Origin of the sequence: Rhodococcus sp. 15-2388-1-1a, assembly GCF_002259145.1 — a bacterium.
Classification (GTDB): Bacteria; Actinomycetota; Actinomycetes; order Mycobacteriales; family Mycobacteriaceae; genus Rhodococcoides.
Genome location: NZ_NPFP01000054.1, coordinates 112,281 through 138,729, shown reverse-complemented (window position 1 = coordinate 138,729; position 26,449 = coordinate 112,281). Strand labels below are relative to the sequence as shown.

Genomic DNA, 26,449 nt, shown 5'->3' with positions numbered 1-26,449 from the left:
TTCTCGAGCTGGGCACGGTCGGAATCGGCGATCAACAACGGTGCGGCGCGCATGAGTAATTCAACCAAACAAAACCGCCCAACTACTTCAGGCGCGCCGCACTAGGGTTCACCCATCAACTCGACGAGAAGACGGCAATGCAACTTTGGTGAGGTGAACAGAAATTCGTGTGAGCACATGGAACGTCAATTCCATCAGGCAACGACGAACTCAGTTCGTCGATTGGCTCGATTTGCGGCGACCCGATGTAGTTTGCTTGCAGGAAACCAAGGTCTCGGATACTGATTTTGCAAATTTGCTCGACGTCGATTTGTCTGAACGTGGATACGGGTACTCGCATACAGGGGAGGGTGGGCGAAACGGCGTAGCCCTCCTCTCTCGTGTCGGACTCGATGACGTTGCATCGGGATTGGCGGGTTCGCAAGGTAGGGCCGTCATGGCTACGTGTGCCGGGGTGAGCTTTCATTCTCTGTACGTTCCCAGCGGGCCTGGCGATGCGTCTCCCAAACATCGTTACAGGCTCGAATGGCTGGCTGCCTTGTGCGAACTGGTTGCAGCTGGTCCGGATACGGTGGTGCTGGCAGGCAACCTGAATGTCTCGCCGTCTCTGCTTGATGTGTACGGACCCGAGGCCTTCGAGGTCGGCGTGGCGGCTACCGAAGAAGAAGCCGCTGTCGCTCTGCGACTGACGTCTTTGGGGTTGCACGATGTGGTACGTCAGCGGTGGCCTGACGAGCGTGTGTTCACCTATTGGGATTATCGAGCCGGAATGTTTCACAAGAATCTTGGGGTGCGTTACGACATCATCCTGTCGGGTGCTCCTGTGGCACAACGCGTGTGTGCGGCCTGGGTAGATCGCGGTGCCCGAAAAGGATCACGACCCAGCGACCACGCCCCAGTGCTGATGGACCTGGATGTGGCTCCCGATGGAGACCTCGGTCCGATGGTCCCACCCCCTTCGGGCGCAAGGTGAAGCTGCCGTTGCACAGCGGACTCTATCCTGCAGCACCGCACGGAGACCGACGTCAAGGAGAAGTTACTCTTTTTGCCTATAAGTCGTATTGCCTTTCGATACTGGACTTGGCTCTAGGAAAGCTGTCAAATTGGTCCGAGGTCGTTCTTGGAAGTCCGATCTCCGACCGTCAGCCGATACTCACACGATCTCGAAAGCAGCTGAATGACCACGAACACGAGAGGAACGATCGCAGAAGACTGTCAGGTCTCACTGCGTTACGGCTCGGGTCCGAACCGCAGCTGTATCCACGTGATCAGCGATGGGGCAGCAGACTGCTACCCGATGACATGCCTCGTTCGCCTAATGCAAGGCGGGGATATTCTGGTCCTGGACGATGATCATGTGCGGGTAGGTTCGTATGCGTCTGGAACGTGGACAATCGATGTCAAGCAATCCGGAACGGTCCGCAGGAATGATGCGGACGCCGTGACCTAATAACGGTCCGCCTCGGCGAGGAATTCTGTCGGGATATTAGCGTCAACTTCATCGATCGGTAGACATCTGCTTCATCCGACATACGGTTCATGTGTGCACTTTCCAGCCGGCTATGCCACTCGATCCTCACCCCAGCCGAGACTGCGACCTCGTCGCGGCGTAGCCCCGCACCAGCACGGAGTCAACGTCCTCGGAGCCTAAACGAGCCCGCCGTGTCGTCAGAAAGCTCTGCACGGCAAATCTGTTTTCTACCTCGTCCACCTGTCCACAACACGGCGAGCTTCGTATCAGCGGGGTGTGTCGGGCACCCCCCCGTAGTCCCGGCCTGCCTCCCCACTCGAAACCACGCTTGCACGTTCACTATCGCTGGTCAGTCGGGTCTGGCTGATCGGAACCCGATCAAGAAGGAGCTCTAGTCGCCATGGCACAAGAAGAAGGCGATCTCACGTTCTCTCCATCGACCGAGGTCACGCGAACTCCCGTTCGGTACAAGAACCGATACGGGATCGTCATCGCCGCCGACCTGTACACGCCGAAGGACGTCGACAGGTCGGTTCCGCAATCGGCAATCGTGATCGGACCGCCTTATGGTGGAGTGAAAGAGCAGAGCCCCGGTGTGTACGCCAATGAACTCGCCAGACGCGGGTTCGTCGCCCTTGCATTCGATCCCTCCTTCAATGGGGAAAGCGGCGGTGAATCACGGCACGCGTCGTCGGCCGAAATCTTTGCTGAGGATTTCAGTGCAGGAGTCGACTATCTGGGATCGCTCGGCTACGTCGACCGCAACCGAATCGGTGCTGTCGGCATTTGCGGAAGTGGGGGCTTCGCGCTGAACGCAGCCCAGGTCGACCCTCGAATCAAAGCTGTTGCAACTTCCGCGTTATACGACATCAACCGCATCGCGCGAGGCGGATGGCTCGACTCCCAAACCGACCAGGAGCGTCGGGCAGCACTGCAAGCCATCGCCGCGCAGCGCTGGTTGGACGTAGATTCAGGTGAGCCGGCGCTGACGCCGGTCTTTCCCTCCGAGTTCAATCCCGACGCCGTCGATCCGGTCACGGCGGAATTCCACGAGTACTACGTGACCGACCGCGGTCGCCACCCTCGGTCGATCGGCGGATTCACTGTCACAAGTAGTCCCTCGCACATCAACTTTGGCGCGTTGGCTCATTTGCCGGACATCTCGCCGCGGCCGATCCTGTTGATCACAGGCGAGCATGCTCACTCTCGATACTTCAGTGACACAGTCTACGAGCAGGCTGCCGAGCCGAAGGAGCTTGTCGTGGTCCCTGGCGCTCGACACATCGACTTTTACGATCGCACAGACCTCATCCCGTTCGACAAGATTTCACAATTCTTCAGCGAAAGCTTTGTCCGATAATCCACTGACGACCGGCGCGTCGATCTGGTGCGGGAAGCGCGACGCGTTCATGTGGTGGTCGCAACGAGCCCTCGTCTCTCCTGCTCCTCGAACGGAGTAGCCCATCCCAGGGCTGCGCGGGTGCGGGGGTTCAGTAGGACCGCGACCACGTCGGATCGCTCGGGGTCGTGCGCTGACAGGTCGGTACCTTTTTGACGTACTGACGGAGCAGACCGTTGGTGTTCTCGTGGGTGCCCCTCTGCCACGGGGAGTGCGGATCGCAGAACTGGATCTGCGCTCCCGTGGCGATTTTGATCTCGGCATATCTGGCCATCTCCCCGACCCTGATCCCTGCCAAGCGAAGGGTCCAGGTTCGCAGGCAGTGCCGCGATCTTTGCCCTCATCGCATCATTGACCCACGACGCCGAATAAGCGATGGGCAATACACAAACATCACCACTTGCGTCCAGATCGTCGACCCGCCCTTGGTCTCGATGATCAGATCATCCTCCTAGTGGCCGGGAACGCTTCGATCGGCGACATCGGCGGGCTGGTCGGAGATGTTGAGCATCCGCGGGATTCGCGCTCGGTGGTACGCACGTGCGTAAGTTTCACAGGTTCGCCCGTCAGGGGATTGCCTGCGCAGCTCCTTGGGCTTCCGGCTTCACTTTGACCATAGCGGGTTCGGTAGATCGTTTCGTGCGATGCACGCACCTTCGCCGAGTGGGGAACTTCCTTCCTCAATGTCGCCGAGATCTGCTCGGCGAGTTCTCCATTCGAGAAGCACCTGCACCCGTTCCCGAAGCAGCTGGTCGATGCCAGCTACGAGATTTTGGGTTGTGACTGACTTACGGGCAGCACGCTGGGCCCGGTGATCCTTGCGAGGACCACTGAATAGCTGTGCTGTTCGAATTCTCGAATCAGGATCGGCGCTGCTGGGTCCAGGCGCGGCGCGATGGCGGGCATTGTCCACTCGTCCCGAACGCCGTTGGCGATGAACTCCAGTTCCTCGAACGACAAGAATCGGCCTCTCGACCGAGGCGTCGACCGCGGCCGCACACCAGTGCTACGCAGTGACCAGAGCGGCATCCGAACCTGACGTGAGAAACCGGGTGAATCAACACGCATATTCGCAGGTATCAGGCACGTTGCGACCGCCGCTCGAGTCCGCCCGCAGCTGCGCTGTGTTCCCGGGGGAGGCGGGGCAGAACGGATCCGGTTCGCCCGGATGCGTACCCCGGACCGAGGCTTCGCGGCCGTCGCTGTGGATTCTTCGCGTTGTTGAGAGACAGCTTGAAATGTCAGCGAGGCCGTGTAACCCGGGCTGGGGTGAATACCGGACGTCACCGATGGTCCTCGATGTGGTTCAGGCGCATAACTGCATCGTCATCGTTGCCTGACCGAAGTCGGCTTATGCCAACCCCAGGAGAACTCGCCGATTGTTGTCGACCCCGACGGATTTGCCGAAACGAGCTGCCCTACAACGCCAGTGCCGGCAAGCGCGGGACCTCTGCCCAGTCGACCTGCTGGCGCTGGTCGTGGTTCTCGATCTGAAGCGACCGCCCCAGCCGGTGGGTTCACGGGCCTTGACGGCATCCTCTATATATGAAACGCTCTTTCATGTAAGAAAGTGCGTCTCATCACATCCAACGTCAGGTGTGAGCTTGAGCGCCTCTGCCGATCAGTAGGAGATTGAGTGATGTTGCGATTTGAAGGACGGACTGTCGTTGTGACAGGCGCGGGTAGCGGAATTGGTGCCGCGACCTCGGCTCGGTTGATCGACGAGGGTGCGACCGTTGTCGTCGTGGACGTGACGCAGGAGGCGGTAGACGCGGCAATCGCCAACGTGTCCAACGCAGACCGCGTGCACGGAGCGGTGCTGGATGTCTGCGACCACGCCGCAGCCGTGAATCTTCTCGACACGACGCGACAGAAGCTCGGCGGTATCAATGGGCTCGTCAATTGCGCCGGAATCACCGGTGCAGGAACAATCGTCGACCTTGACCCTGAGGCGCATCGCAAGATCATGTCTGTCAATCTTGACGGCACAATAAACATGTGCCAGGCCTTCGTGCTGGCCGTGAAGGACGCCCAGGGACCGCGGGCGATCGTGAATATCTCCTCAGGGGCAGGCATTCTCGGTGTGCCGAACCGGCTCTCGTACGTCGCGTCTAAGTTCGCGATCTCCGGAATCACGAAATCGATGTGCCCTGAGTTGGGACCGTTAGGGATACGCGTCAATGCGGTGGCCCCCGGAATGACCAGAACACCGCTCACCGACTACATGATGAACGACCCGGTGAAGGCTGCATCGATCAACGCAAAACATCCAATTGGTCGAATCGGTTATCCCGAAGAAATTGCGGCGGCGATCGTTTTTCTGCTCAGCGATGACGCCAGCTTCATGACGGGCTCAGTCGTTTCGGTGGACGGCGGACAGACCGCTTGCCTCTAGGGGCACAGAAGTGGTGGTGCTTGGTCACCACCGACACTTTGTATCGGCGGCCTGCTGTTTCGAGATCTGCATTGCCGTCGAAACGGCCACCCCGATAACCCGAAAACACCAATCACTTAATTGGAGAAAACTGACGATGACGAATCGTGACCTCTCTCAGGACCTTGCAGAGTTCGCTGCAAACACCCGATATGTGGACTTGCCGCTTGGCGCGGTCGAGGCCGCCAAGAAGAGCATTCTCGACACAATTGGAGTAATTCTGGGCGCAAGTGGAATGGAGCCCGCTGTCAGACCGATCGTCGAGCTTGTCACCGATGCGGGTGGTAAGGAAGAAGCAAGCATCCTCGGCTTTGGTGGCCGCGTCCCCGCCGCGGCCGCGGCCTTCGCGAACGGCACTCTCGCACACGGTCTCGACTACGACAGTCAGACTCCGTGGGGTGCGCACCCGGACAGCTCACTTGTGCCGGCTCTCCTCGCTCTGGCCGAACGCAAGGGCTCCGTGACCGGCAAGGACCTCATCACTGCGGTGGCGATCGGGCAAGAGTTGTTCATCCGGCTCCGTTGCAATGTCGGATGGAACATGGACTGGAATCTGTCGAGTGTCGTCGGGACGTACTCGGGCACTGCCGCCTGTGGCTCCTTGATGGGGCTGACCGCAGAGCAAATAGCCCACTCGTTGGGCATCTCGAGCCTCACCGCGGGCGGCACCATGGAGCAGATATTCGGTGTCGGTAGCGATGTCCGTGGTCTGTACGCGGGATTCATTGCTCAAAGCTGTGTGAATGCAACTCTCCTGGCAGGGAAGGGTATGCATGGAATGCAGAACCTCTTCGAGGGGGAGGCCGGAATTTTCAATGTCTACTTCGGTGGCAATTTCGACCGTGCGAAAATGCTTGCGGGCCTGGGAGTCGACTACCTGAGCGAAGGCATGACGTACAAGTACTGGCCAGCGGTCGGAAACGCGCACACATACATTCATGCCGCAATCGAGCTGGTACGCGAAAACCCCTTCGACGCTGCCGACATCGCCGAGGTCAGAGTGTACGTGGGCAACTTCGCAGAACGGATGGCTCTCCCACTCCACGCTCGACAAGCACCTCAAACCATGATGGACGCTAAGTTCTCGCTACCGTTCACAGTCGCAGTAGCACTGGTGAAGGGATCGATGCTTCTGTCCGACTTCTCTATTGACACTTTGAAAGATGCTGAAGTCCTTTCGGTGGCGAGCAAGGTGGTTCCGGTACAGGATGCCGAACTCAACTGGGATCTGAAATTGCCGGATGGCAAAGTTGAGGTGCAACTTCGTAACGGACAAATCTTTACCCGCCGGGGTTCCGATGTTCCAGGCACGCCGGAGCGACCGATGACTGTAGAAGAGCTGGCCAAGAAGTTCGATGACTGTGCACGTGTGTCTATTCGGCCATTACCGACGGATGACATCGACCGCGTGACGACCCTGCTCTGGGGGTTGGAGGAGTGCAACAACCTGACCGAAATCATCGAGCTCGTTCGCTGAGCGGTCGTTGTCGTAGAAGTATTGATTTCCTAAATTCCTGTTCAAACCATTCTGGTCCAATCAAGATGGAGGTAGCGCGGTGACTTCAAATCCTCAGCCGGTAAGTTCGCCGGTCGACGGCAAGGCCGTTGTCAGAAAAGTACGCAAGACGATCCTGCCGATTGTCTTTCTGCTGTATGCGTTCAACTATATGGATCGTTCATCGATCAGCTATGCCCAACTCACGATGGGTAGTGAGCTCGGCATCGATGTGGCAACCTACGGTGCAATTGCGGCAATTTTCTTTCTCGCTTACGTGCTCTTGGAAGTTCCGAGCAATATCATCCTTGCTCGGGTCGGTGCGAGGGTATGGCTGGCGCGGATCGCGATTACCTGGGGCTTGGTCACTGTTGCAACCGGATTTGTACACTCCGTTACCCAACTGTACGTCGCACGAATTTTGCTCGGCATCGCTGAAGCGGGGTTGTTCCCGGGGCTGATTCTGTTTTTGACGTTTTGGTTCCTCAACAACGATCGCGGCCGCGCGATAGGTGTGATGGCACTTGCAATGCCGTTCGCCCTCATCGTCGGTAGCCTCAGCGGTGGGCTAATTCTCGATCACGTCGAATGGTTCGGGCTCAGTTCGTGGCGCTGGATCTTCATTCTGCAAGGTTTGCCCCCCGTACTGCTCGGAGTGTGGATCTTGCTGACGTTGGCGGACCGTCCGAACAAAGCGAAGTGGCTCAACGACGATGAGAAAAATTGGCTGGAGACTTCGATTGCGGACGAGTACGCGGCAATGCCGGACGACGATCAGGAGCACTCGAGCGAGCTCAAGACACTGAAGAATCGCAAGGTTCTCTACCTCGGACTCATCAATGCCCTTGCCGGAGTTGCCACGTACGGCATGACGTTCTTTCTCCCGCAGGTTGTGTCCCAGCTGAATCCGCAATATTCACCCACCAGCATCGGAATTTACGGAGCTATTCCGTACGTCTGCGGTGCCATCGTGATGTTGCTCTTGGTTCGGTACGCCGATATTAGCGGTCGACGAAAGCCGATTGTTCTGCTCTGCTTTGCCACTGCGATAGTAGGTCTTGTCACAACGGGTGTCTTCCGAGACTCGCCGCTGTTGGGGATGATCGGATTGATACTGCTTGCATGCGGCGTCATCGGGAACATTCCGACGTATTGGGCCTTGATCAGCGAGGTTCTGACCAAGCGCCAAGCCGTTGTCGGTATTGCAGTGATAAACTCGCTCGCCTCCGCAGGCGGATTTTTCGGACCGTTCCTCATCGGTAAGATCGCGACCCCCGGCGACATCATCGTCGGAATGAGCGTCCCGTTGGTTGCACTATCTCTCGCCTTCGTTCTATTGCTTTTCGTCAAGGTTCCGCAGCGAGACTCCTCGCGCAGTAACCGGATCGAAAAGGCGCAGCGGAGGTGAGCGGATTTAGTTGAATCGGTATCCGATTAAAGGTCAGTGTTTCCAGCTTGCTCCAGCTCCCATTCTGCGGGAAAGGCTTTCGCAAGTCTGTACCAACAACGACCGAGCATGGTCTGGATCTACATTTCCGGTTCCCGTCAGTCGGTGTATGAACGGGGTAGTCATCGCAGCCACGGCATTGCCGGTGAAGTCGAAGACAGGTGCAGAAATGTTGGTGATACCTTCGATCGTAAGGGATCTGCCTTGACAATAGCCTGCTGCCCGTACCTGGGCGAGATCTGCTAGAAACCTGGTGCGTTGGTCATTGTCACCGGGCCCGGCAAGGGTAAGTAAAATTTCGAGGTCGCCGGGATCCATTTGCGAGGCAAGTACCCGGCCGGATGCGGAATTATCGATCGGAATGAGCGCACCCAGCCGAACGGTGTGCACGTTGGTATCGGGGCAATCGACCTGAGCGACGACGAGTAATTGACCAGAATGAAGGATGCAGAGGTGAATGCTCTGGCCGATACGATTGGCAAGCTTTTGCATCTCGCTCCCTGCAATTGCAGTGAGACGCTGAATGGTAGGGGTGCGGTGCGCCATCTCGAACAACTTTGTCGTCAGTCGGTATCGGTCGGCTTCATCGACCTGGACGTAGTCTCGCTCGCGCAGCACCATCAGAACTCGGAAGATCTCAGATGTCGTTCTTCCCAGTTGCTTACCGATTTCGGCCTGAGCAAGACCGTCTTCGGTTGAAGCGAGAAGCTCGAGAATGTCGAGACCCTTCGCCAGGGCGGGCGCTCGGTACTTCTGATCCTGTGCTTCTGCGCTCAATTTCCTAGCCCAACTTTCGCGGTAGTCGTCGTGATTTCCGAATAGTTTCATATATGAAACGTCGGGTCAAGAAGCATCGCGAAGATACGCGGGCAATAGGAAGTGGCTATCTGGGTGTTCGGATGTCGGTATTGGACGTGGGTCTACGGACAGGGGTTAATGGGATCAGGGGAGTTGTGATCGAAGCAACATCGATACCAAAACCTGATCAGCTATTCCGCATCGGGACGTTCAGGCCCCGGTCCACCGCAGTGACCGCCTGGCGACTCAATGGAGAGATTCGGAGAATGAAGTGACCACAGGTAGTCAACCGGAGTCGGCGGTTCCTATCCCGGCCGCGCGTACGCATCCCAGAACGATGGAGACTCGCGCCGTCGTGAGTGGCACGCTGGGGTCTGCTCTGGAGTATTTCGATTTTGCCGTGTACGGCGCTCTCGCCGCAACACTGTTCCCGGTCCTGTTCTTCCACAGTCTGGGGTCCACTGGTGCGCTCCTGGCGTCGTTCGCGACGTTCGGCGTCGGGTTCGTCGCACGACCGGTAGGTGCGGTGGTATTCGGCCATCTCGGTGATCGACATGGGCGTAAGCCCGTTTTGTTCGCCACGCTGATTCTCATGGGCGGCTCGTCGATCCTGATAGGTTTTTTGCCGACGGGACAGGGGTTCGGTATTGCCGCTGTGCTCGTGGGTCTCAGGTTCGTTCAAGGATTCTCGTTGGGCGGCGAAGCCATCGGAAACCAACTCATGACGATGGAACACGGCGACAAGAGCCGGCGAGGACTACTGGGCTCGTTCATCATCGTTGGCTCGCCGGTCAGTCAGGTACTCGCGAACCTCGCCTTGGTCGTTCTCAGTGCAACACTCAGCCAGGAGCAATTCGAGTCGTGGGGTTGGCGGGTGCCGTTCCTCGGCAGCATCCTCATCGTCGTCGTAGCTGTCTTCATTCGAACGAAGCTCGAGGAAACCCCGGCGTTCGTCGTCAACAGTACTGTCGAGCAAAAGATCGAGAAGTCGCGCAGTGCCGGACTGTCGGTCTTGAAGACGCACCCCCGCAAGGTGTTCATGCTGACTCTGGCCTGGGGCGGTTCGTCACTTAGTTTCTACTTGATCGCGGTGTACGGGCTGAGCTACCTTCCGAGTGAGACGGGGATGTCCTCGCAGACGGCGTTCGTGATCCTGATGACTGCCAACGGCGTATCGATCCTCTTCTCGATCGCCGGTGGATGGGTGTGTGACCGCATCGGACGTAGAAAAGTCTTCTACATCGGACTTGCAAGCTGCTTCGCCGGAATCTTGCTCTTCTTCACCCTTGCCAGCGCGAACGCACTCGTCACAGGCTTGATAGTGACCTTGGTCTTGTGCTCCATTCAATTCCTCAGCGGCGCTCAGCCTGCACTGTTCGCGGAGCAGTTTCCGACCGAGGTGCGCTTCTCAGGCGCTGCCATGTCGCATACGTTCGCCAACCTGATCTTCTCGGCCCCGGCACCATTCGTTGCAGCAGCTCTCGCCGCCGTAGGTGGCACAAGCTTGGTGATGGTGTTCACTTTGGCAGTGATTGTCGGATCCGTATACGCGGTGTCCAATCTCGACGAGGGCCGTCACATCGAGCTGGCCGAATACACGACCGACGGAGTTGCCGCCACAGTGCACGGTGCAGCCGGAGCTCGACCTGCGCTGTGATCGAACTCGCATGGGCATTTCTCGCATGACAAATCGCACGAAGGGAACCGACTATGAAGAAGTATCAGCTGTTCGTCGACGGAGATTGGGTCGACCCCGACGGAGGGAAATGGACCGACACCGTCGATCCTTATCGAGGTGAAGCGTGGGCACAGATCCCTCTCGGTAATCAGAACGATGTCACACGGACGGTATCGGCAGCGCGCCGCGCGATGACGGATGGACCGTGGTCGTCGATGTCGGCATCGGCGCGCGGGAAGATCATGCGCCGGTTGGGTGATCTCGTCCTCGCGAACGCCGCTCACTTGGCAGCCGTCGAGGTTCGTGACAACGGAAAGCTTCTCGCTGAAGTCAACGGACAGTTGGCGTCGCTTGCTGAGGTTTGGTACTACTACGCCGGGTTTGCTGACAAAATTCAGGGATCTACAATTCCCATAGAGAAGTCCGATTCGGTTGCTTTCACGTACCGAGAGCCGATCGGGGTTGTCGCAGCTCTCACTGCGTGGAATTCGCCGCTGTGGTTCGCGGCGGTCAAGTGTGCGCCGGCTCTGGCCGCCGGGTGCACAGTGATCGTGAAGCCGTCGGAATTCGCTTCTGCCAGCACATTGGAGTTCGCCGAGCTGACCAGGCAGGCCGGGTTCCCTGCCGGTGTGTTCAATGTTGTGACAGGACTCGGCCCGGACGTCGGCTCGGCGCTCGTGGAACATCCCAATGTCGCGAAGATTACCTTTACCGGGTCCGATACGACCGGGGCGCAGGTATACGAGAGCGCCGCCCGCACGATGAAGCGCGTGTCGCTCGAACTGGGCGGAAAATCACCGAACATCGTGTTCGAGGATGCGGATCTGGACAAGGCTGCGACAGGAGTGGTCTCGGGGATTTTCGGTGCTTCGGGCCAGATGTGTTCCGCCGGGTCGAGGTTGCTCGTCCACAGTTCCATCAAGGACGCGTTCACTGAAAAGTTGGTGGAGATTGCCCGCAGCATCCGACTCGGCGATCCGAACGATCCACTGACCAATGTGGGCCCCATCGCTACGCCACCGCAGTACCGAAAAGTACTGGACTACATCGACATTGCGAACGCCGAGGGCGCTCGTTGCCTTCTCGGCGGAAAGCCGGCCAGTGGCTCGGATCTAACCGGTGGTCAGTTCATCGAGCCGACAATCTATACAGACGTCACTAACGACATGCGGATCGCGCAGGAGGAGGTGTTCGGCCCCATCCTTTCGATCATCGAATTCGAGGACGAGAAGCACGCGATCGCCCTCGGTAACGACGTGGCGTATGGCCTCGTGGCTGGCGTGTGGACCGAAAACGTCGGGCGCGCGCTACGAATGTCGAAGGCCCTCGACGTCGGCACCGTGTGGGTGAACACCTACCGTACGTACAGCTACATGGTTCCATTCGGCGGTACCAAACAGTCCGGTTTGGGTCGCGAACACGGAATCGAAGCCGTGGACGGATATCTCGATACCAAAAGCATTGTTATCTCCACCGACGACGGTGCACCATCCAATGCTTTCGTGATGCGCTGAGTCGGTTCGTTGATTGTTGAGATCGGAATACGAAAGAGGGAGACGCGGCATCATGACGCCTTTGGAAACCATGGAAGCTCATCTGACGACGCCTGGGCAACGACTGCTCGGGCGCAGAATCGTTGTGACCGGCGCGGCGTCGGGGATCGGAAAATCGACTGCCCAGCTCTTCGCTAGTGAGGGTGCTTCGCTCGCGCTACTGGATCGTGACGAACATGGCGTACTGCAGTCTGCCGAACTCACCGGCGGAACCGGTTACGCAGTCGACATCACGGACGAGGAGGCGGTCACGGACGCAGTCGATCGGGCGGCCACTGCGCTGGGCGGCATCGACGGTGTAGTCAACGCCGCTGGAATTATGTTTCGCGGCTTAGCATCCGATGTCACAGCGGGTGACTGGCGGCACGTGCTAGAGGTCAATTTGACCGGTGCGTACATAGTTCTGCGTAGTTGTATCCCCTGGCTGCAGAAGGAGGAGACCGCGACGATTGTGAACATCGCGTCAGCGCAAGGTTTGCTACCCAATGCTCCCGGATACACCGCATATGCCGCCTCCAAGGGCGGAGTGTTGAACCTGACCCGCGTTCTCGCCGCAGAGCTTGCACCGACAGTGCGAGTCAACAGTGTGTGCCCTGGGATGGTGGACACCGCGATGGCGGACGGACACCGAAACAACGTTGGGAACTATGCGCTGGGCCGATTGGCTGAGCCGATCGAAATTGCTCGGTCGATTCTCTTTTTGACCAGCTCGGAGTCGTCATACGTCACAGGCTCAGCGCTTGCGACCGATGGTGGCCGGTCCTTCCACTGAAATAAGCTGCCTGTCAATCGTATTGGACTATCTGGAGCTGGTCGACTCGTCGACCAGCTCCAGATCGCTCGATGGGCCTGCGGTGCGTCGCTTGTGACGCGCGCGGACCGCGGACCACACTGCGATATCGAGCACGATGAGTATCGCTGCGATCACCGCGACGGCAGGCATGCGGCCGAGCCCGTACGCAAGAGGTGCGAGGACAGCGCCCGTCGAACCGCCCGCGAAGACGGCGACCATGAACATGGTGTTGGCTCGCGCTTCGTACTGTTCGTTTGCAGAGAGCACCCTCGTCTGGTTCGCCGCTTGCAGCGATTGGTTGCAGGCTGTCACGACGAACAGCGACACGGCAAACAGTGCGATGTGATTGGAGTCGAATGCGACAGATACACACGCGCACAACAGGATCGGTAGGCTCACTCCGATCACTGCAAGAGATCCGAATCGGTCGATGACTGGACCGAACAGTGGGGTGAACACAACCGCAGCGAGCCCGACCAGTCCGAAGAGCCCCGCGGATGCCACGGACCAGCCGTGGGTCTCCGACGTCAGATGTATCACGCTGACCGTCCAGAACATGTTGAACGTCGCGAACGCGAAAAATTGTATGCACGAGGATTCGACGAGTTCGGGACTACGCGCGGTGAGCTTCAAAGTGTCTGCCAGAAGCGTGCGGTACTTACTGCCGGGGGCGGGAGTTACCCACTGCACCTTCAGAATTCGCCTGGTAACCGGGATGGTGCAGAGGATCGTCGCAGCGAAACCAGCTACGACGAGCCGCCATCCGATCGAGTCGACCAGCAGGCCGGCGACGATTCGGCCACCGAAGACCCCGACCAGAAGAGCGCCGACCATGGTCCCGGTCGCCGTGGAGCGTTTGTCACCTGGAGCTAATTTGCCCACCACCGGGATGAGGACCTGCGCAATGTTTGCTACTAGCCCTACCGCGAAGAAGCTGACAGCGAGCGCAACGACGTTGGGCATCACGGCGCAACATGCCAGTGCCACGCCGAGTGCAGCCGACTGAATCGTGATGTGTCGCCGGGGATGTACTCGGTCGGCAAGTGGAACGAACAGGAATATTCCGATCGCGTAACCGAGTTGCACCGCGGTTGCCACTGCACCGGTGATCAACGGCGAGACACCGAACGACGCTGCCATGGCGGTCATTAGCGCCTGCGGGAGATAGATGATGCTCACTGCGATGGAAGCCGAAACAGCGAGAATCAGCAGACGGATGGTCCAGGTTCGTTCTTGCAATGCCGATGCCAATGTCGATCCTTGCTCTGGGCGTCGAATACTCGTCGGTCAGGCGCGCTGTGGCCGCGCTGATTCCCGGCGGTCGACTACACTCTACGTCGATCGTCAAACATGTTGTACGCGAGGGAATTGAGCGATCACGCGCGGCCGGCCGACGTGACCTGCGCGGTGATGTAGATCACGAGTCGATAGTGGCAGGCTATATGGCTGATCACAAACCGATATTGGACATCGAATAGCCGATGACTGTTAATGGTGGTGGACCTACCGGACGTCCAAGGCGAAGGGAATCGTGGCATCGCGCTCGAACATCGATCGGACTGCGCCCATGCAGTCGCCCGTATCCGCGGACCTGTCGTTTCGCAAACGCGTCGACCGTCGGTCCGATCTCGCTTCTGGTGAGGTCACGGCCGGCCCGCTGGCTGGGGCGACACGGTGTTGGCCTCGCGAGCTGTGGATATGGCTGGTCGTCCCACGAACTGTTCGCCCACTTCGCGCTGAGTCAGAATCAGGTGCCACCAAGAAAGAGGATATCGTGACCAAAAAGATTGCAATTCTTCACACGAGTTTCGTTTTCGTCTCCGTCGAACCTGTGATCAACGACTTGATCGCCGAGTTGATCCCCGGTGCAGAGGTGATGCATTTCGTGGACTCCGATGTTTTGGCCACAGTTGTTCGTGAACAGGGAATTTCGCCGAACAGTGAAGTGCGAATGACGCGTCTTGCCCAGGCTGCAGAGGCCGCTGGTGCCGACATCATCTTTTCCGCGTGTTCTTCGCTCGGCCCGGCTTTGGACGTTGCTGCGCAGAACGTCGGGACGCCCGTGGTCAAGATCGACGAGGCAATGGCATTGCAAGCAGCCAGCGACGGTCGACGGATCGGCGTGCTGGCAACGGTGCCGACCACTCTGGGCCCTACCTCCGATCTGATCGAAAAGAAGGCAGTCGAGATCGGCCGCGATGTGGAGATCGAGCAGCGGTTGTGCGAAGGCGCTTTCGCGGTTCTGATGGCGGGAGACCGCGAAAAGCATGACGCGCTGATCATCGAGCAGGCGACGAACCTCGCCGAAAAGGTCGACTTGATCGTCCTGGCGCAAGCTTCCATGAACCGGCTCGCCGAGGTATTGCAGGAAAGGACCGGCGTTACGGTGTTGTCCAGTCCGCGGATGGGTGTTGGCTACCTGGCTCAACGTGTCTCTCAATTGGCCGTCTGACAGATTCCAGTTGGTCTGTCTCGGAACCGAACTAACCGTCACAATGGGGTGCGCAGTGTTGCTCGAACATGAAGTGTTGTCAGCTTTTCCCGACGAGGTAGCTATTTCGGCCTCGACAGTGTCGGAGAACATTGCGCACGACGGAGATAGTCCTCGCGTGTTGGTCGTTCTTGACGATGACCCCACAGGTACTCAGTCCGTGTGGGACGTACCGGTACTCACTAGCTGGGAACCGAGTGATTTCGACTGGGCCTTCAACCGCATTCGAGACGAGGGAACCAAGCCCGCCGTCTACGTACTGACCAACACTCGCAGCCTGAGCCCGGCAGAGGCCGCTGCTCGGAACGAGGAGGCGGTACGAAACGCGCTGACAGCAGTGGCCACCGTCGGCGGAGACTTGACTCTGTCGTTCGTCAGTCGGGGTGATTCGACCCTGCGTGGACATTTTACGCTTGAGCCCGACGTCATCGCCGCCACCGTGGCCGCAGTAACCGGTGATGGCACCGATGGCGTTGTGGTGGTACCCGCGTTTCCCGACGCAGGGCGGATAACCATCGGTGGAGTTCATTACATGCGCGCTACGGGCACCGAGACCGGAAAACTGATTCCCGTAGGGGAAACGGAGTTCGCCAACGATGCCAGCTTCGGCTTCGTACACTCGTCGTTGCCCGAGTACATCGAAGAGAAGTCGGACGGTCGACTTCCCGCACAGTCCGTGATCGTTCTGGATTTGAATGTGATTCGAGCGGGTGCGGCAGCGCAGGACCCGCTCATCTCGGCCAAAGCTATCGCCGATGCAATCGAGCCTGCATCGAATTCGACTCCGATCGTCGCAGACGTCGTCACCGAGAACGACCTTCGAGCGCTGGCGTTGGGACTGCTGGAAGCCGAACGCCGCGGAAAGAAGTTGCTCTACCGAGTCGGTCCGCCGTTCGTCCGTGCACGCATCGGCCAAGAGATTCGTTCCGCACTGGTCTCGGAAGATGTATACGCGGGCAACACTTCCGCCGACGCTGGCGGATTGATCGTGGTGGGCTCGCATGTCGCTATCACCACACGTCAGCTCAACGCCCTCACAGCGGCTCATGGATCGGCTCGTGTCATCGAAATCGATGTCGAGCAACTACTGCTTGCCGGTCGCCAGGCGCTCGACAACCCTTATGTCGACGCTATCGTCGCCGATGTTGTCGATGGCCTGCATGGCAGCGATGTCATCGTCCACACCTGCCGATCGCTCGTCAAGACCGACGACCCGTCGTCAAGTCTGGAAATCGCTCGTACCGTCTCGGCGGCGGTGGTTGCTGTAGTGAAGCGGACCCTCGAAGCCTTCCCACCTCGATTTCTCATCGCCAAAGGAGGCATTACATCCTCCGACGTTGCTGCACACGGGATGGAGATCCGCCACGCGATCGTTCGTGGGCCGATGCTGCCCGGCATTGTCTCGTTGTGGGAGCCAGCCGAGGGGCCCGGCCGGGGTATCCCGTACGTCGTCTTCCCTGGCAACGTCGGCGACGATCTGTCACTGGTCGACGTCACTCGAAAGCTGAGTAGCAAGTTCCACCAAGAAGTCGAGGGGCAAGCGTGAGCACTTATCGCGGAACGAAGTTACGGGTAGGTCTAAAACCGGGTTCGATTGCCGGGATTTGGGAAGGCGTCCTCTGATGCGTACTCGACTCGATGATCTGGTCTCCACAAGCCTGACGCATGGGTCGGCGGTGCCGGCGTTCACCTGTTACGACTTCACGACGGCGCTCGCCGTTGTTGCGGCTGCGGAGGCCTCCGGCTTCGGAACGACGTTGTTGGTCGCCCCCAAATCGGCAGCGACCGAGCAAGGTCGCCGGCTGATAACGGCGCTTCGAGGTCTCGCAGACGGAGCATGCGTTCCTGTCGCAATACAGTTGGACCACGCAGGAGACTTGGAGATGATCGCCTCCGCCGTGGCGGCGGGAGCCGATTCCGTTCTTGTAGACGGTTCTTCGCTGGCGTACGAGGACAACATTGCGTTGGTTCGAGCGGCACGCGAGCTCATCGGCCCCAACATCGTGATGGAGGCAGAGTTGGGTGGTCTTGCCGGCGACGAGGACCGTGCTCACGTCGCGTCCGGCACCGAGGCGTCCGATGCCCGCCTCACTGATCCGGAGTTGGTCGCGGACTTCGTGGATCGGACCGGTGCTCAGCTACTCGCCGTTGCAGTGGGCAACGTTCACGGCCGATACAGCGGCGATCCACAGTTGAGATGGGACGTTCTACGCAACGTCGCTTCTCGCACCTCGATACCACTCGTCTTGCACGGGGCGTCGGGAATCCCCGCAGACGATCTGGTCAGGGCGACAACGATGAACGTTGGCAAAATCAACTTCAACACGGAGCTGCGAACTGGCGTTCTGGAGATTCTGGAACGTGAGTTGCCGTCGTATCGTGCGGACGGGGAGAACCTGCTCGGTTTGCTGGGGCAGTGGGATCACGCCGCCCAGGCATTCGCCGTCGCGACCCTTGGCACCCTCACCCGCTGAGTCCTGCAGTGGCGTCGGTGCTGCAGCCTCTCGAATAGCAGCAGTCGAAACTCGAAAGCTCAGCAGCTGAACATCTTTCGGGGCAATCCTTCTTGCTTGGCACCATGCGGGTACATCCACGCCTAATTCGACGGTATTCCAATGGCACGTCCGGCAGGAGTTCTCGCTCGAGTATGGCGACTGGATGCACCATGCAGCCGAGCGAGCAATGTCGATGCCACCGTGTGCGAGACGGACGTGCGGCATTAGCCTCGCAATGAAGCTGTTGCCTTCGGGTGAATCGTCCGGTGATCGAGAAGTCGGGCGCGGACCCGGTCGGCACGCCTGCACGTAAATCCGCACTTCTTTACTCGGAAGTGGCTGAAGCGCGTGTGGGTGATCGCCGGCCAAGCCTTGTGCTCGGTCGGCCGTCGGCACCACAGATCCATCGATTCAGCGGCTGTGACCGACCGAAATAGAGGACGCGAAGCGCATCTGCTGCGTTCGGTACCTCACTCGACCAGTAGTTCGCCGCTAATTATCGCTCTGATCTATATGTCAAATCGGCTTTCGGTATTGGACATGAACGAGCTGTGACGACTTAATGGTCAACGAGCCCAGAGTGATTCGTACAACATGAAGGACCATGACATTGCACGCGACCAGGTGCCACATCGCGCCGGTTTCTGCCGAGCGTATCGGCGGAGAGGTTGTAGTCGTTGGTCGCGCTGTGCGGCGAATCTGTCTGCTGCGGAGTTCGATCAGGAACGAATCGCGGAAGATTGCAGGTTCTCGATCGATGGTGCTCTTCGCAACAGGATTCGGTCGGCGGGATGGTGTTGCTGAACGAGTTGGCGAAGACCACCCGGCGATCGGTTTGCGTCCGACAAATAGAAACACCAACCAAAGGTATGTTGCTGTGGAAACCCAATTTCGAACATGTCCGGTCGATCAAGCCATGCAAGGCGCGTGGCTCCTCGGTCTCGGTACCGACCCGGTGCTGAGGGGAGCGGGGCAGTGAGTACACGCGTGGATGCGGGCAGACGCCTCGACAACCTACCGATGGGAAAGTTTCATCGACGCATGATCATTCTGGTCGGGCTCGGAATGTTCTGGGATGCGTTCGACAACAAGCTTTCGGCTGCAGTACTTGCCTCGATGCTGCCGACTGGATTTTCGACGCTGCAACTGAATTCTCTGTTTTTGTCGTTCACGTTCGCGGGACTGGCAATCGGAGCAGCGTTTGCGGGTTGGCTCAGTGACCGTGTCGGCCGAGGCTTCGCATTTCAGTTCAACCTGGGTCTGTTCGCGGTGTTGGCGTTGTGTGCCGCATTGGCACCCAACATGGAAATTCTCATAGCCCTGCGCTTTCTCATGAGTATAGGAATGGGTGCCGAATACGTCATCTGCTACGGAATGATCACCGAATTCATTCCGCGTGCTCGTCGTGGTCGGTATTTGGGAATCCTCGGTTTCTTCGGCGGACTGGGGGTGACAGTTTCCGCTGTCTTGGGTTGGTTGGTAATTCCCACATTCTCGTGGCGCGCGATGTTCGTGATCGGGGGCGTCGGTGCGCTCGTTGCGTGGTGGCTACGCCGTTCGATGCCGGAGTCGCCGCGGTGGTTGGAGTCACGCGGGCGGTACGAGGAAGCCGAAGCGGTCATGCAGGAGATCGAAAGGCAGAACGGCACCCCGAATACCCTGATCGACTCATCGTCGAGCTCCAATGCGGCGTCGACCCCGGTCAGCGAGAAGGCGGAGTGGGTGCCGATCACGGTGTTGTTCTCCCGACCAGTGGTCGCACGGACGGCAATGGCGCTGTTCCTCACTGTCATTTGCCTGTTCGGTTCCAACGTAATCACGGGTTGGATGCCCACGTTCTTCGTCGAACAGGGGCTTACCGTGTCTCGATCACTAGGCTTCAACGCTGCGATCATGTCCGGGTATGTCGTGGGGCCGTTGCTGTGTGTTCTGATCGCGGACCGCATCGGTCGTCGAAACAGCATCGTGATCTTCGGAACGCTAGCTGCGATTTTCGCCGGTATCTATCCCTTTATGCAGCAGCCTGCGCTGATCGTTGTCATCGGATTCATCCTGGTCGCGATGGCTGCATCGTTCTTGACGATGTGTCTGGGCACAGTGCCTGAGTTCTTTCCGACCGCTTTCCGTTTTCGGGGCGGCGGATTGACTCAGACCGTCGGTCGTGTGGGGTTGATCTTCTCCCCGTTCATCGTTCTTTGGTTGTACTCCCACTTCGGAATCGTCGGGGTGATCCTGGCTCTTTCTGGCTTGTATGTGATCGCGACCCTGATGTACGCCGTTGCCCGCGTCGACACTTCTCGAGAAGCTCTCAGCCAGATAGCCGAGGAGGCTCGGTCCGGCGATGGTCAAGAAGCCGACTCTGGGCCGGCAAAGGATACCGACGTGTCGGTCGTACGCACGCGAACCGGCCACTGAACCGTAAACCACACAGGGGAGCCACGAAATGGATGCTGTAGTTTTTCTGGGCGAGAACAAGATCGAGGTTCGTCGCCTACCGGATCCAGTGCCAGGTCCGGACGAAGTGGTAATTCGGGTCAAGGCCTCCGGTATGTGCGGTAGCGACCTGCATCACTTGCACAGCCCGCAGCGGCCCGCGGACGCACAGGTGATCGAAGGTCATGAGCCGAGCGGTGTTGTCGAGTCGGTAGGAAATGCGGTTCGACCCACCGAGGCACAGGTGGGGGATCGTGTCATGGTGCATCACTACGACGGGTGCCGCGCATGTCGGTATTGCCGCTCGGGCTGGACGCAGTATTGCCCGAACGGCCGCATCGTATACGGGGGTCTCAACGGTGACGGCGGACATGCTGACTTCATGAAGGTCCCTGCGCACACGCTGATCAAACTGCCCGAATCGTTGTCGTTCAAGACCGGAGCTGCAATCTCGTGCGGAACGGGTACCGCATTCGCGGCAATCAAAAGGATCGATTTGAACGCTACCGACACGGTCGCGATCTTCGGTCAGGGTCCGGTCGGGTTGAGTGCGACACTGCTGGCCAAAGCATTCGGTGCTCGCGTCATTGCTGTGGATATCGATTCGGCACGACTAGAGATGGCGAAGCGGTTTGGTGCCGATTTCGCCATCAATTCCGCCGAAGTGGACGCGGTTGACGCCGTTCGTGCACTTACCAGCGACGGCGAAGGTGCAGACAAGTCTATCGAGTGCAGCGCCAACGCGACCGTGCGACAACAAGCAGTCCTTTCCATTCGGCAGTGGGGGACTGCGTGCATGGTAGGTGTTTTCGGACCCTTGGAGATAAGCAGTGACGAACTGATTCACCTTCACAAGACAATCGTGGGGTCGCTCACGTTCAGCAAGAACCTCCAAGAGGAGTGCGCAGCGTTCGTGGCGGAGCGTGGCCTCGACATCGAGGCACTGTTCACAGACGAGTTCCGGATTTCGGAAGCTGAACGTGCATACCGGCTGTTCGATCGACGTGAAATAGGTAAGGGCGTTTTCGTCTTCGATTGACGTAGCTGTCTGGATCGGGCGGCAGGGCGCTTCGGTGCGCAGCGGGATCTAGGCCCGGCAGTGAACGATGCCCTGTCGGTGCGCTCCTCGGTAGTGCCTTCCTTCCTCGGGTCTTTCGCGCCATGCTGGTGACATCGCCCAGGAAGGAACGCCGTGACAGACCAACCCAAGCAAGTAGGAGGTGGGCGGGCGATCTTCGGAGAATTCGCCCCGAAGCTCGCCGAACTCACCGACGACATGCTCTTTGCCGATGTCTGGAACAGGACCGAACTCGCCGCCCGTGACAGAAGCCTCCTCACGGTGGCTGTGCTCACGGCCGGCGGTGACACCGAGCAGCTCGGGTTCCACCTCGGCCGCGCCATCGAGAACGGCGTCACGCAAGACGAGCTCATCGAGGCGATCACGCACGTCACGCTGTACTCTGGCTGGCCCAAGGGGATGGCGGCGATGGGTGTTGTGAAGAAGATGTTCGACGACCAGGATGATGCCGAAAAAGGCTGAGCTACAAAAGCATTCGGACGATTCGATCGATAGAAAGTGAAATTGTGAATATCGAACCCCCAGTTTCCACCACGAAGAACCCCGCAGCCCAGTTCGCCGGTGATGTCTGGCTGGATCCGATCGCGCTCCCGCACGAGTCGAGTCAGACCATGGTCGTCGCGACGGTTCGTTTCGCCCCAGGCGCTCGCACGGCATGGCACTCCCACGAGAACGGCCAATACCTGCGCGTGACGCAAGGAATTGCCCGATTCGGAAGCCGCGACGGAACCATCATCGAGGTGCACCCCGGGCAGACTCTGTACACCCCTCCCCGTGAAGAGCACTGGCACGCCGCAGCTCCGGGCGTCTACATGGAGCACATCGCCATGCTTCAGAACGGCGAGGATCCCGCCACTACGACGACCTGGGCCGAACACATCACCGACGACGAGTACGAGGGCCGCTGAGCTACTTCGGCAGCCAATCGCTCGGTCACTGCTTCACTGATCTCGATCTCAGTGGAAGGGATCTGTCGAGGCGAATGAAAGCGCGCGGTCCGCGCGACGAGCTACGTGCTTCTGTCGCCGACACGATGGATGGAATGCTTGAGCGTCTCGAAACGGCGTTTTGGACGGAGGACTCTCGTGGAGGACGTCAGCAACGGACTGCGCAATCAGGTCGCTGTTCTGCAGGAAAATGTCGGAGCTGTTCTCGCGAAGGATGACTTGGTACCGGCTGAGAGAGCGGACACGATGGTGGTCGTGTCACGGGCAACGGTGCGGATGTCTCGATTGCTCTAGGAGTTTACTGGCCACGGCGCGTAGTCGATCCGGTGCTTTCGTCAACCGCTAGTTGGAACTTGCACGTATCGGCGCGGAGGCATGTCCGGCATCCGGCTGCCGGACGGGGCGGTCGCTGGCGACGGTGGTCCGATGCCGCCGGATATCAATCCATTGACCGCACCGGACCGATTAAACCGGCGCTCGAATGTCCCGCGCGGCCGGCCTTTACAGACTGATCGGTCGGTGCGTGAGCGGCCCGAAGATTGCGATAGGTGCCCTGGCAGGGACTCCCAATGCCCGATTTGTACACCTACCGTGTGGAGGGACAACGTTTCTCACACTCGAGGTAGGACAATGAAGAAGCAAATACTCACCGGGGCCGTCACATTGGGGTTGATGGGTTCGGTCGTCGCGTGTTCCCAGAGCTCGGACGGTGCGGGTAGCGACCCTCTGATCGGAGAGTGGCGCATGACCTCGCTCGAGGTCGGCACCGAGGGTGATCTACAGACGGTTCCGTATTCGGGACAGATCACCTTCACCAGTGACACCGTGTCAGTCCAGGCCATGAATCCGGACACCGAGGCGCCTGACACGGCTCTGACGGTGCAGGGATACGAGGCGTTCTACGGCGACCTGACCATAGATTCGGATGCCGGAACATTCACCATCACAGTCGAATCGGCGTTGGCGCGCGATTTGATCGGGCAGTCACTCGATCGAAACTTCGAGGTCGATGGCGACACGTTGGTCCTGACGCCGAGTGATCCGGCCGACGGGTTTCGTGTGACCTACGAACGTCACTCCAGCTCGTGAGGGAGGCGGGCACGACAACCGGGGACCGATCCAGAATGCGCGGGGTGTCGTCCGCGGTCGGACTGATGTGCGTCCTTGCACTTGCGTCCTGCTCCGGGGGAACCGATGCCACTGACGTTGCACCGTCGGGAGCTTCTGACCGGTCACGGACCGCGGATGCTGCGACGACCAGCGAGGAGAGCGTCACGACAGAGAATGGAGAATCCATGCGCGTCGAAATTCAGGTAGGCGACAGAACGGTGAGTGGAACGCTGAACGGCAGCGCGTCGAGCCGCGACCTGCTGGCTCAGCTTCCTTTGACAATCCCCATGGCCGATCACGGTTCTGTGGAAAAGACCGGGCCGCTGCCTGCCGAATTGACAACCGAGGGTTCACCTTCGGGGGCGGACCCGAATCCGGGTGACATCGGGTACTATGCCCCGGGGAACGATTTCGTGCTCTACTACGGTGACCAGAGCTACTTCCCAGGGATTGTCATCCTGGGGAGCATGGACGAGACCGGACCCGACATTGTCGGCGCGATCGATGGCAGCGTGACGGTGACCGTTACTCGATCGGACTGAATCGCCCACTGACGTTACGAGATCTGTCGGTGCACCCGTCCTACAGTCGCAGGGCGGGTGCACGACGCGGTTCTCTACGATAGGTCGCCGAGTGGCCAAGGGAACAACTGTACCGATCCGATTTCGTTGCGGCAAAGCTGGATACGAATTCAGGCAGCGTCTAGACAAGCTACCTCAGGACTGACCACTGCTCGGGCTGTGTTCGGCGGCCCAAGAGCCGAGGAGGTGCAGTCGTTCGGCGCTCGGAGAACCTGGTTCCGCTGTGTAGACCATCAGGATGGAACCGGGATCAGCGGTGATGACGAGTTCCTCGTAGGCGAGATGAACCTCGCCGACGATGGGGTGATTGAAGCGCTTCTTACCAGCGCCGTGCGAGCGAACGTTGTGTGCGCCCCATAATGTTCGGAACGTCTCGTCTCGTGTCGAGAGTTCTCCCACCAGATCTTGCAGCCCCTTATCGTGTGGATCGCGCCCGGCTTCGGCTCGCATGATCGACACGCACATCTGAGCAAATGCATCCCAATCGGGGTAGAACTCGCGGGATACCGGGTCCAAGAACTGGAAACGTGCAAGATTTGGAACTCGCCCACCGTCTCCGATGATCGGCGCGTAGAACGCTTTGCCCAGATTGTTCGTGGCGAGAAGATCCTGTCGCTGATTGCGTACGAAAGCAACGCCGTCGGTAATCGAATCCAGTGCCCACTGGAGGCTTATCCGAGGGGCAGCGGCGCGCACGGTCTTTCGGCGTGGGCGTCCGGACGTGGGGACGCCATCCGCAGCACGCGCAAGGTCGAGAAGGTGTGCGTGCTCGGTATCGTCGAGTCGCAATGCGCGCGATAGCGCGTCGAGTACGGAGGACGACGCGCCGCCGATCGCGCCGCGCTCGATGCGGGCATAGTACTCGACGGACAAACCGGCGAGAGCAGCAACTTCGCTACGTCGCAGACCGGCCACACGCCTGTTCCCACCGCCTGTTATGCCCGCATCGTCCGGCGAGACCTTTGCTCGGCGGGTCATCAAGAACTCGCGTACCTCCGCTTTGTTGTCCATGAGCTGAGCGTAGAGCCAGTTGCGGCAATGAACGATGCCCTATCTGTACACCTTTCGCGGGGGCGCCGTCGCAACGTCGCATATTTGGGGTTCGCGTGCAATGCTGGTCCTGTCACGAATTCGACGGGTTCAGCTCGCGCATCGTGGATTGATTGGTCTTCGAAATCCGCCGTCCATGCTGAGCGCTCCGACTGGCCAGTGCGGTGACGTCTATAACCGGCAGCACTGCGAGGTAGCGCTCGATGCCTCGTACTCCGCTACTCGTACGCAACTGGAAGGTTGGGGCCCGTGCCCGATATCGGACTTGTTCTCGCCTGCCTGGCCGGAGTCTGTGCGCCGTATCTTCTCGGTGCAGCCGGGGTTGTCCTGTTAGCGGAGTCTGCGCTGCTGGTGGGTCTCGTCCTTCCCGGAACCAGCACCGTGCTCATCGTCGGGTCGGTCGTCGGGCTCGGCCGCGTGGATCCGATCGTTGCGGCAGTAGTGATGGTAGTGGCGTCGTCCGGGGGTGCGCAGACAGCCTTCTTGCTACGCCGCCGTCGTGGTGGCGCGAGTTCGATGCCCCTTCCCCCGAACAGTATGTCTTCATCGAAGTTTGTCAGGCGGGCACAGAGTGGTTTCGATCGCCATGCCACTGTCGCCTCCATTGCGAGTCATCTGTTCGGTGGCACCAGAACCTTCGGTCCGCGGTTGGCGGCGGCCTCCCCGATGTCGTTCCGAACTTTCGCGCTGTGCAATTTTGCCGCCGCGGCGTTGTGGGTGACCATTTTGCTGGTGGTGGGTAGCACCGTCGGTGCCAATCCGAACGTCGCGCCGTATTTCATCGCTGCCGGTGTCGGCCTGATGTCCATCACGTACGGCGTGGGACTCGTACGGCGCCGGGCACGCACACCCTCTGCAGGGCCGATGGATTCGGCACCGACCTTCGATGTAGCGGCATCCCCGTAAAGGGTGTTCTCACGACTGCGATGCCGGCAGTTCAGTGGACGGAAGCCCAGTGCCGATCGTCGAATCGCAGCCGCGTCGAATTGCGGTCCGTGTCCGACCGGTTTCACCCCACCTGCTCGCCCAGTATTCGATCGAATATCGGGTGACCACGGGCTTTTCTGTACCCCGCCTGCTGTGCCTCATACCCTTGATGGCAAAACGTATGACAATTACCTAACGTCCTTATTGACATACAGATCCTTGTGATACAGCATGTATCTGGATGTGCCGTCCGTTGCATCACGCGAACC

22 protein-coding genes are annotated in these 26,449 nt (G+C 59.2%); 18 read left to right on the top strand and 4 right to left on the bottom strand.

Annotation, left to right across the window (positions count from 1 at the left end; translation table 11 throughout):
* Nucleotides 1-169: 169 nt before the first annotated feature.
* Entirely contained in the window at nt 170-973 is an 804-nt protein-coding gene (locus CH302_RS29450; RefSeq protein WP_329955304.1) for an exodeoxyribonuclease III, read from the top strand.
* A gap of 898 nt (nt 974-1,871) precedes the next feature.
* Nucleotides 1,872-2,831 carry an alpha/beta hydrolase gene (locus CH302_RS29445; protein ID WP_037189049.1) on the top strand — a complete coding sequence of 320 codons (960 nt, stop codon included), beginning with the start codon at nt 1,872-1,874 and terminating at the stop codon, nt 2,829-2,831.
* Between the two features lie 130 nt (nt 2,832-2,961).
* Here the strand turns inward: CH302_RS29445 and CH302_RS29440 are convergent, their stop codons facing one another.
* The gene (locus CH302_RS29440; RefSeq protein WP_052047443.1) at nt 2,962-3,144 is read right to left on the bottom strand and encodes a hypothetical protein; all 183 of its coding nucleotides are present in this window, start codon (nt 3,142-3,144) and stop codon (nt 2,962-2,964) included.
* 1,365 nt (nt 3,145-4,509) lie between these two features.
* Between CH302_RS29440 and CH302_RS29430 the strand changes: the two genes are divergently transcribed.
* The 3 genes from CH302_RS29430 (at nt 4,510) to CH302_RS29420 (ending at nt 8,207) form a co-directional block, all read left to right on the top strand.
* A complete protein-coding gene (locus tag CH302_RS29430) occupies nt 4,510-5,265 on the top strand; it encodes an SDR family NAD(P)-dependent oxidoreductase (protein ID WP_037189051.1) in 756 nt (251 codons plus the stop codon).
* A 136-nt stretch (nt 5,266-5,401) separates the two neighbouring features.
* Nucleotides 5,402-6,781 (top strand): MmgE/PrpD family protein, encoded by a 1,380-nt coding sequence (locus tag CH302_RS29425; protein WP_037189052.1) that lies wholly within the window; start codon nt 5,402-5,404, stop codon nt 6,779-6,781.
* Nucleotides 6,782-6,860: 79 nt separating this feature from the next.
* Nucleotides 6,861-8,207, top strand: coding sequence for an MFS transporter (locus CH302_RS29420; protein WP_037189054.1), 1,347 nt, complete (start codon nt 6,861-6,863; stop codon nt 8,205-8,207).
* Between the two features lie 33 nt (nt 8,208-8,240).
* On the opposite strand, the gene CH302_RS29415 is transcribed toward CH302_RS29420, so the two are convergent.
* A complete protein-coding gene (locus CH302_RS29415; RefSeq protein ID WP_082323550.1) occupies nt 8,241-9,074 on the bottom strand; it encodes an IclR family transcriptional regulator in 834 nt (277 codons plus the stop codon).
* Between the two features lie 241 nt (nt 9,075-9,315).
* Here CH302_RS29415 and CH302_RS29410 point away from each other — a divergent pair, with 241 nt between their 5' ends.
* From CH302_RS29410 to CH302_RS29400, 3 genes are read left to right on the top strand one after another with little or no spacing between them, the layout of a single operon-like run.
* Complete coding sequence (locus CH302_RS29410) at nt 9,316-10,701, top strand: MFS transporter (RefSeq protein WP_141216754.1); 1,386 nt, start codon at nt 9,316-9,318, stop codon at nt 10,699-10,701.
* A 53-nt stretch (nt 10,702-10,754) separates the two neighbouring features.
* Entirely contained in the window at nt 10,755-12,236 is a 1,482-nt protein-coding gene (locus tag CH302_RS29405; protein ID WP_037189056.1) for an aldehyde dehydrogenase, read from the top strand.
* A 52-nt stretch (nt 12,237-12,288) separates the two neighbouring features.
* Nucleotides 12,289-13,047 carry an SDR family NAD(P)-dependent oxidoreductase gene (locus CH302_RS29400; RefSeq protein ID WP_052047445.1) on the top strand — a complete coding sequence of 253 codons (759 nt, stop codon included), beginning with the start codon at nt 12,289-12,291 and terminating at the stop codon, nt 13,045-13,047.
* Nucleotides 13,048-13,074: 27 nt separating this feature from the next.
* On the opposite strand, the gene CH302_RS29395 is transcribed toward CH302_RS29400, so the two are convergent.
* Entirely contained in the window at nt 13,075-14,319 is a 1,245-nt protein-coding gene (locus CH302_RS29395; RefSeq protein ID WP_217903139.1) for an MFS transporter, read from the bottom strand.
* Between the two features lie 523 nt (nt 14,320-14,842).
* Between CH302_RS29395 and CH302_RS29385 the strand changes: the two genes are divergently transcribed.
* From CH302_RS29385 to CH302_RS29345, 9 genes are all read left to right on the top strand, one after another.
* Nucleotides 14,843-15,520: an aspartate/glutamate racemase family protein gene (locus CH302_RS29385; RefSeq protein WP_037189154.1), complete on the top strand. Its 678-nt coding sequence runs from the start codon at nt 14,843-14,845 to the stop codon at nt 15,518-15,520.
* A gap of 43 nt (nt 15,521-15,563) precedes the next feature.
* Nucleotides 15,564-17,105 (top strand): four-carbon acid sugar kinase family protein, encoded by a 1,542-nt coding sequence (locus tag CH302_RS29380; protein WP_217903138.1) that lies wholly within the window; start codon nt 15,564-15,566, stop codon nt 17,103-17,105.
* A gap of 76 nt (nt 17,106-17,181) precedes the next feature.
* Nucleotides 17,182-18,033, top strand: a complete 852-nt coding sequence (locus tag CH302_RS29375) for a class II fructose-bisphosphate aldolase (protein WP_037189060.1) — start codon at nt 17,182-17,184, stop codon at nt 18,031-18,033.
* A gap of 996 nt (nt 18,034-19,029) precedes the next feature.
* Nucleotides 19,030-20,469: an MFS transporter gene (locus CH302_RS29370; protein ID WP_052047446.1), complete on the top strand. Its 1,440-nt coding sequence runs from the start codon at nt 19,030-19,032 to the stop codon at nt 20,467-20,469.
* Between the two features lie 28 nt (nt 20,470-20,497).
* Nucleotides 20,498-21,526, top strand: coding sequence for a zinc-dependent alcohol dehydrogenase family protein (locus tag CH302_RS29365; protein WP_037189061.1), 1,029 nt, complete (start codon nt 20,498-20,500; stop codon nt 21,524-21,526).
* 153 nt (nt 21,527-21,679) lie between these two features.
* Complete coding sequence (locus tag CH302_RS29360) at nt 21,680-22,027, top strand: carboxymuconolactone decarboxylase family protein (protein ID WP_037189062.1); 348 nt, start codon at nt 21,680-21,682, stop codon at nt 22,025-22,027.
* Nucleotides 22,028-22,071: 44 nt separating this feature from the next.
* Nucleotides 22,072-22,473, top strand: a complete 402-nt coding sequence (locus CH302_RS29355) for a cupin domain-containing protein (RefSeq protein ID WP_037189063.1) — start codon at nt 22,072-22,074, stop codon at nt 22,471-22,473.
* Nucleotides 22,474-23,142: 669 nt separating this feature from the next.
* A complete protein-coding gene (locus CH302_RS29350) occupies nt 23,143-23,601 on the top strand; it encodes a lipocalin-like domain-containing protein (protein ID WP_037189064.1) in 459 nt (152 codons plus the stop codon).
* Between the two features lie 206 nt (nt 23,602-23,807).
* Nucleotides 23,808-24,164 (top strand): cyclophilin-like fold protein, encoded by a 357-nt coding sequence (locus CH302_RS29345; RefSeq protein WP_230596189.1) that lies wholly within the window; start codon nt 23,808-23,810, stop codon nt 24,162-24,164.
* Nucleotides 24,165-24,338: 174 nt separating this feature from the next.
* Here CH302_RS29345 and CH302_RS29340 read toward each other — a convergent pair whose 3' ends face one another.
* Complete coding sequence (locus CH302_RS29340; RefSeq protein WP_037189065.1) at nt 24,339-25,214, bottom strand: helix-turn-helix transcriptional regulator; 876 nt, start codon at nt 25,212-25,214, stop codon at nt 24,339-24,341.
* Between the two features lie 288 nt (nt 25,215-25,502).
* Here CH302_RS29340 and CH302_RS29335 point away from each other — a divergent pair, with 288 nt between their 5' ends.
* Entirely contained in the window at nt 25,503-26,159 is a 657-nt protein-coding gene (locus CH302_RS29335) for a DedA family protein (protein WP_037189066.1), read from the top strand.
* Nucleotides 26,160-26,449: the final 290 nt, after the last annotated feature.